General features: G+C 37.4%; 10 protein-coding genes and 1 pseudogene. All 11 read right to left on the bottom strand.

Features of this window, described 5'->3' with window-relative positions:
- Positions 1–239 (bottom strand): annotated as a pseudogene (locus B7705_RS00290) (T7SS effector LXG polymorphic toxin); the annotation flags it as partial.
- Complete coding sequence (locus B7705_RS00285) at positions 239–484, bottom strand: DUF4176 domain-containing protein (RefSeq protein WP_002879517.1); 246 nt, start codon at positions 482–484, stop codon at positions 239–241. The pseudogene B7705_RS00290 and the gene B7705_RS00285, both read right to left, overlap by 1 nt.
- A 32-nt stretch (positions 485–516) precedes the next feature.
- Positions 517–1,173 carry an enhanced serine sensitivity protein SseB C-terminal domain-containing protein gene (locus tag B7705_RS00280; RefSeq protein WP_084946721.1) on the bottom strand — a complete coding sequence of 219 codons (657 nt, stop codon included), beginning with the start codon at positions 1,171–1,173 and terminating at the stop codon, positions 517–519.
- Entirely contained in the window at positions 1,157–1,423 is a 267-nt protein-coding gene (locus B7705_RS00275; RefSeq protein ID WP_084946718.1) for a MerR family transcriptional regulator, read from the bottom strand. Before B7705_RS00275 ends, B7705_RS00280 begins: the two co-directional genes overlap by 17 nt.
- 10 nt (positions 1,424–1,433) lie before the next feature.
- Complete coding sequence (locus B7705_RS09900; protein ID WP_084946715.1) at positions 1,434–2,003, bottom strand: hypothetical protein; 570 nt, start codon at positions 2,001–2,003, stop codon at positions 1,434–1,436.
- A gap of 86 nt (positions 2,004–2,089) precedes the next feature.
- A complete protein-coding gene (locus B7705_RS00265; RefSeq protein ID WP_084946712.1) occupies positions 2,090–2,572 on the bottom strand; it encodes a DUF6985 domain-containing protein in 483 nt (160 codons plus the stop codon).
- A gap of 15 nt (positions 2,573–2,587) precedes the next feature.
- The gene (locus B7705_RS00260; protein WP_084946709.1) at positions 2,588–2,911 is read right to left on the bottom strand and encodes an HNH endonuclease; all 324 of its coding nucleotides are present in this window, start codon (positions 2,909–2,911) and stop codon (positions 2,588–2,590) included.
- A 215-nt stretch (positions 2,912–3,126) separates the two neighbouring features.
- The gene (locus tag B7705_RS00255) at positions 3,127–3,819 is read right to left on the bottom strand and encodes a hypothetical protein (protein ID WP_084946706.1); all 693 of its coding nucleotides are present in this window, start codon (positions 3,817–3,819) and stop codon (positions 3,127–3,129) included.
- 19 nt (positions 3,820–3,838) lie between these two features.
- The gene (locus B7705_RS09895) at positions 3,839–5,080 is read right to left on the bottom strand and encodes a hypothetical protein (RefSeq protein WP_239822327.1); all 1,242 of its coding nucleotides are present in this window, start codon (positions 5,078–5,080) and stop codon (positions 3,839–3,841) included.
- A 16-nt stretch (positions 5,081–5,096) separates the two neighbouring features.
- The gene (locus B7705_RS00235) at positions 5,097–5,660 is read right to left on the bottom strand and encodes a suppressor of fused domain protein (protein WP_084946703.1); all 564 of its coding nucleotides are present in this window, start codon (positions 5,658–5,660) and stop codon (positions 5,097–5,099) included.
- Between the two features lie 21 nt (positions 5,661–5,681).
- Positions 5,682–6,638 (bottom strand): HNH/ENDO VII family nuclease (locus tag B7705_RS00230; protein ID WP_239822326.1); only part of this gene is annotated, 957 nt, incomplete at its 5' end.

Here is a 6,638-nt window from a genome sequence, read left to right as displayed (position 1 = left end):
TTGGAAAACTCAGAACCTAGAAATTCTAAGCTATTCTTTAAGCCAACAATCACGGGGTTATGAACATTATTGATTTCATTCGTAATCGCTTTCCCGACTTCTCCATGCATGGAATTACTGGTGATGATAGCATTCATTCCATTTTTAGCGGTATCCAACTGACTCTGAGCAGTTGCGACCATCTTCATATAGGCCTCTTGGGCTTTCTGAAGTTCCGCAATATCCACATAAAATCCCATTAGCCTTCCTCCGTGTTTAAATACGGCTCATAATACCGAACAAAATCCTCGCTGCGCATAAAGGCAGTCGATACTTGTTGCTGGGAGAGCTGAGTCGCACGTAAAACATCCTCTGTGAACTGACTTTCCCAGTCGTCACTATAGCCTTCAAAACGAAGTCGCTCAATCATCATGTTACTTACGAAAAAAGCATCCATTCCAGGCATCTCACCCAAGGGCCAGATGCGAGCCAAGTAGTCTACCACATAGTCATCAAATCCTTCTTGAAGAGATGGTACTATAGATTAGTATAAAAAGGAGAAACATCTTTAATGATTTCTTTTGAAAAAGCTGTCTGTAGGGGAAGAATATCAATAGCTTCAGAATACTGCTGATGATTTAAATAATCAACAATAGCAAGACAATCTTTTTCTTCACCATCTACAACGAGCGTTGCTACTGGTTGATCCTCACTAACAACCATCAATAGGTAGACCGTCCGAACACCCGTATTCTGTTGTAAGAATGAAATTAAAGGAGTTGTCAGCCAAGAATAATCTTTACTTGGAACCCCAAATGATACTTGTTTTTTCGTCGTATTCTGTCCGTGGAATAAAGCCGATAGAAGGACTACATTATCAGACATAGGGTTTATAACAATTCCAGCTATTTGATGATTAGACTGAAGTAACTGGATACAATCAGCTAGACGAACAGATTCCAAACGAATAGAATTATTATCACTTATAGGCGGCAGTTGCTCTTCTTGACTCGTTAAAATCGGCAAATAAAAATTTTCTGTTCCATCCTGAATATGGATAATGCGGAACGTCTGCTTATCTACCCATCTTATAGGGACGAACAGCGTCCATTTCTCCATATCTGAAAGAAGTTTCGACCTATTCTCTTCTGTTCGATTCGATGAAAAATGTTGTAAACTATCTTTTATGTTCATTCTTTTTTAATTCCTTATCTAAATCTTGAAGTAGGTAGATGATTTCTAAATTATAATTAGCAGTTGCATCTATCAACATACGTGCATGATCCTTAAGATGAACATTCGATGGGATAGTTTCTGTTTCCTTTATTGATCTAATAATGGTATAAAGAGTGTTAATTGCTCCTTTTTCCTGTATTTCTGAAGGATACTGTTTATCCATTATTTCTAAAATTTTATTGGCTATCTCTATTGATTTCATACTCATAATCTACTCCTTAATTAGGGATAGTCCTTACATTCACAACCCAATCCTGCGACCATCCCTGTGGTAATAATATTTGGTCCGCACCGCCTTTTAGAACAGTCCCTGATAAAGAAATCTTCTGCGGCGCAACTTTTCCAATACTCAGTGTTTCTCCTTTAGGAATTCGAATCTCTACTTCATACATTCGAGTATTTTTCCATTCGGGAAGTAATGCAGTATCAATCTTCGCTTGAATTCTATTTTGCGCAGGGCTGGAAGTTACAAAACCTCCCCCAGCATCAGAGTGTCCTCCAAATGTACGATAAACAGTTACTTCTTCTGTTGTCACTACCGTCCGATATTGTCCATCCTGAAATGAATCCACAATCCATGATGGAAGGTCAGCCTTCTCTATTAATTTTACACTACCATCAATACCTGTAGGGTATTTAATTTGATTTTCTTTTCTTAAATACTCCCCAAACTTCGAACTTTCCCGTGCAAGTCGACTTTGCCTAAGATTTTCAAGAATCCGCTCTTTATCAAAGGGCTTCTCTGCCACTCTCACAACATCATCCGCATGTTTACTTGAGAAGTGCATCACATCACGCAGCTGCCATTTGGCTACTTAAAGCACTAAAAAGCTGTTCAGTACTGCTGATCGTGGTCCGCTGAACATAACTTCAATTATAACAAAATGTCTTGAAATCCTATTTCTGATATTTGTTCATTAATATATTTTATTCCAACACCGTTTTCAATATCCCATTCACAATCACAAATGAAACCTGCTTCGCGTGTATTATCATCAAAATTCATCGGAATCATAATTTGTTTTACTGTCAAAAATTTAAAGATTTCACTCGGATTATTTTTAGCATTTAATAACTTCTGACCAAAATTAGAATCTGAATCCAGTCTATCAATTACCTCATCAATTATTGAATTATAATATCCAACAATACCATTCTCGGCTTGGGTAACACAGTTCTGAATATCACTGAAAAAAAATTCAAAAGCTTTGATTTGATTTTCATCGAACACCGCATCTTCATCTGCATCAATATTTATTTCAACAGAAAATTCCTTTTTAAAAATATTTAATTTAATACTCTTAGTCCAACCATTATTAAATGTCAATTCCCCAAAAACAGGATGTACTATCTTCATTTCACACCTCTTTTTCTACTGCAATAATTCCAACAACTTTTTAACTTCTGAAACACCGCCTAAATGCCCAAATTTACTATTTATGATACTCGGAACTAGTTGCATACTTGTTATGTCATTAAGTTCGTGCCGCGTTAGTTTATTTTCTTTTCTAAACTTAACAATTTCTCGACGAGTTTTCCCTAATTCTCTAGCAAGGAGCTCATCAGCTTGTCTAAAGTTAGCATTTCTGGCAATACCAATGATCTGAGTCAAATCTACAGCTCCGATAGCAGTCTCTGAAACCATACTTCCAGCTGCACCAATAAAACCTTCCGCAAACAAGAGTGTATCTTTCATTCCTTGACGGTAAAATCATCTAGCGTTTTATAGGATATCGAAGATAAAGTGTAGGATCTAACTTTTATTTCATCTCTATGAAGGTAGATGTAAAATTTCAACTTACTAAATAGCTCATTATAAAAAGTTTTTTCAATAAATAGCTCAAGGAATTTATCACTCATAAATAGGACTCCCCCATTAAACTTTCTAATACTCTTAGCCTCTATAAAAACTTACTCAAAACCAATTACTGTCCACTCATCAATATAATTCCAAAAATTTAAACCTCTTTCAGGCAAATCCATTTTAGACCATAAATAAGCTCCGTTTTCTAATTTAGAATCTATATCCAATACGATATAGTCTCCCATACCATTACTAAAAAATGTAAATAATGCTTCAAGATTAAAATCTATTTGCTTGATATATTCCCATTCATACAAGGATACCGGCTCTATATTTTTGACGGGATCCAATCCCATACTTTTACTTCTATAATCATAAAAACCATTATGAATATTTGTGTAAAAGTTTACTATTGAGCTGTCCAATGACACAAATAAATCTCCGAATTTTTTCCTTAATTCATCGACTGAGACTGGGTTCTTACCTTCATACAGAAGTACATCTTTATTATCATAGGATGAAATTGTATATAATATAGAGTATTCACCATTGTAGAAAATCAAGTCAAGCCGAAGCAAGTATTCATCTAGATAGGAAATTGTATTAGACAATTCTGCTGATACAAATTTCTTCCATTCTGTAAGAAGTATGCTTTTTCTTTCTTTAAAGTCATCAGAAAGAAAGATTTTTTTCCAAAATTGCGGAATATCTGCCGATAAGATTTTAGAGGTTTCCTCTATAATCTCCACTTCAGAATTTGATAGTGTATACTGGCCCAAAATATTTGATAAATTATCCATAATTACTAACCTCTATTATTTAATTAAAAGAATCAATTAAATTTTGCAAAACAACTTCCAACTCTCTTTCCTTGGCTATCATAGTACTTTTAAAATCTGCAGAAATAGGTATATTTTCTTTTACATATCTAGTCCACTCTCTATAACTCTTCGAACCTTTAGATGTGTTTGCTGTTTTGCTCAATCCGATAAAATTCTCTTCATAATTTAGAACATCAAGTTTTTGTTTTAGCGTCATTTTTTCGAAGCCTTCCATTTTTGTAATCCTATCCATTGAAACAATATGGTCAGCTTCTAATCTTTCTCCAATTTCTATAATCTTACCAGGAATAGCTGGATCGGGCATCGGTAACTGGATATCTTTATTCACATTATTTCTAATATTTCTGGATGGTGTCATTTTTCTCAATTTTGCGTATTCTTCATCAGAAATTTTCCGTTCACCATATCTAGCTTTGCCTTCAGATTTTGCTCCTTCTAAGACACTATCTCTAAGCTTACTTGTAGTCCTACTAGAACCACCTACTCCTCGTACCACATCATCTGCATGTTTGCTTGAGAAGCGCATCACATCACGTAGTGTCTTACTCTCAACGCTGAAGGCAGGCATGGTTCCCATACCACCCACAAAGGCAACTGCCTCTTTACGAATGCCGACTGGGATTCGAGTATCTAATAGTTTCTCGCCAAATTTCCCAATGACATTATTGCTCTTCGCTAGGATATTGTCAACCTTTGATCCCCATTTTTCGACATTTGCGAGAATTCTTGCTTTGGTGCTGTTCTTGGCTAACTGAATCATCTCAGCTGCCTTAGCTCCTAACTTGGTCCCCTTCGCCATCTTCCCTACAGCTGCTGGACCGACAAAAAGACTGGCAATCTCAAAGGTCAAGCCTCCTGCATCATAGGCATCCATATGGGTAACTTTATCCCAAAGGGCTTTTTCTGTCTCTTGAGCACGATAAGCTGCCTTATCCGCATAGCTGGCATTGGGATCCTGGCCACGCTGAGCCGCTCCTGGATCCGTCAGAGCAGTGTAAGTTCCTACTCCTAACTCCGCAAGGCTAGACAGGTTATCTGCCGTTCCTTGCAAGTCCCGCTTCATCCACTCTGGAGTTTGACCTCCTGTTAAGCGATTGACGCCATCAATACTGGCAATACCAATAATCTGAGTCAAATCTACAGCTCCGATAGCAGTCTCTGAAACCATACTTCCAGCTGCACCAATAAAACCTTCCGCAAACAGGAGAGTATCTTTCATCAACGTAAAATATCATCTAAACCACAGGACTACGATTTAAATCATAAATATCTATTTGGTTTTTTTCAAATAACATTTCTAATTTTTGATACCCATTCTCAACAAAAAAATGGTACTCCGACTCAGAAATCGGAACAGCAAACAACCAAGTTACATATTCATGATCAAATTCCAAATCGTGCAACTCCCATAAAAATGGGATAGTCAATAACATGTGCTTCATATTAGAATCTAGATAATAATTATCTATTGCATTTAGAAATACAGTCCCTGGCATACAAGGAGATGATCCATCCATCACTTTAAAAGCACAGTCACTTATTATATTTGGAAACAAATCATTCCTACTATCTGTTGAACCAATAATTTCTGCTCTTAAAGATTTATCATCTATCTTTTTGTTCAAAGTGTAGTCTGATAACCCAACAGTGGAGTAAGAAGATACGTGTTCAATTGGAGAATCATCACCACAAAATATGTCAATTTCTTTTCCATATTCATCTTTAAATGCATATACTCTTGGAGTACCGCCAACATCATCTAAAAGCTTTCTAGCTATCTCTTTTTTATCATATTCCATAGTAAGTCCCTTTCTTCAAAATCATGGACCAAAATAAAAATCCGTCTTATCTTCACCAATATGACTTCTATTAGATTCTGGTAGCTCTGGTCTATAGCTATTGGGATTATTATATTCATCTAAAAATTGTTTACGAGTTATTTTTCTATCAGCCGCACTTTGTTGGTGTTTTCTAAATTCATGTCCCGGTTTATGCCCCATATCCCAAGACTCCTCAATATCCATTACCTTTTTAGTAATAGGATCTTTGACAACACCTTGTTCATCCTTAGCTTTATCCCAGACAGTTTCCTTTACATTCTTCCTATAACCTGATGGACGCTTGTAAAGTTTTTTCTCTGAATCAGATAGCTTACGCGGAACGAGCTGTCTTACTTCTCCAGAACCACCTATACCTCTCACTATATCATCCGCATGTTTGCTTGAGAAGTGCATCACCTCACGTAGAGTCTTACTCTCAACGCTGAAGGTAGGCATGGTTCCCATACCTCCCGCAAAGGCAACTGCCTCTTTACGAATGCCGACTGGGATTCGAGTGTCTAATAATTTCTCCCCAAATTTTCCAATGACATTATTGCTCTTCGCTAAGATATTGTCAACCTTTGAACCCCATTTTTCAACATTTGCGAGAATTCTTGCTTTGGTACTGTTCTTGGCTAACTGAATCATCTCAGCTGCCTTAGCTCCTAACTTGGTCCCCTTAGCCATCTTACCCACAGCCGCTGGACCAACAAAAAGACTGGCAATCTCAAAGGTCAAGCCTCCTGCATCATAGGCATCCATATGGGTGACCTTATCCCAGAGGGCTTTTCCGGTCTGCTGAGCACGATAAGCTGCCTTATCCGCATAGCTGGCATTGGGATCCTGGCCACGCTGAGCCGCTCCTGGATCCGTCAGAGCAGTGTAAGTTCCTACTCCTAACTCCGCAAGGCTAGACAGGTTATCTGCCGTCCCTTTCAAGTCCCGCTTCATCCACTC

The sequence above is a fragment of the Streptococcus oralis subsp. dentisani genome, from assembly GCF_002096685.1.
In the GTDB taxonomy this organism is placed as follows: Bacteria; Bacillota; Bacilli; order Lactobacillales; family Streptococcaceae; genus Streptococcus; species Streptococcus oralis_AD.
This window is presented reverse-complemented; position numbering and strand designations above follow the sequence as displayed.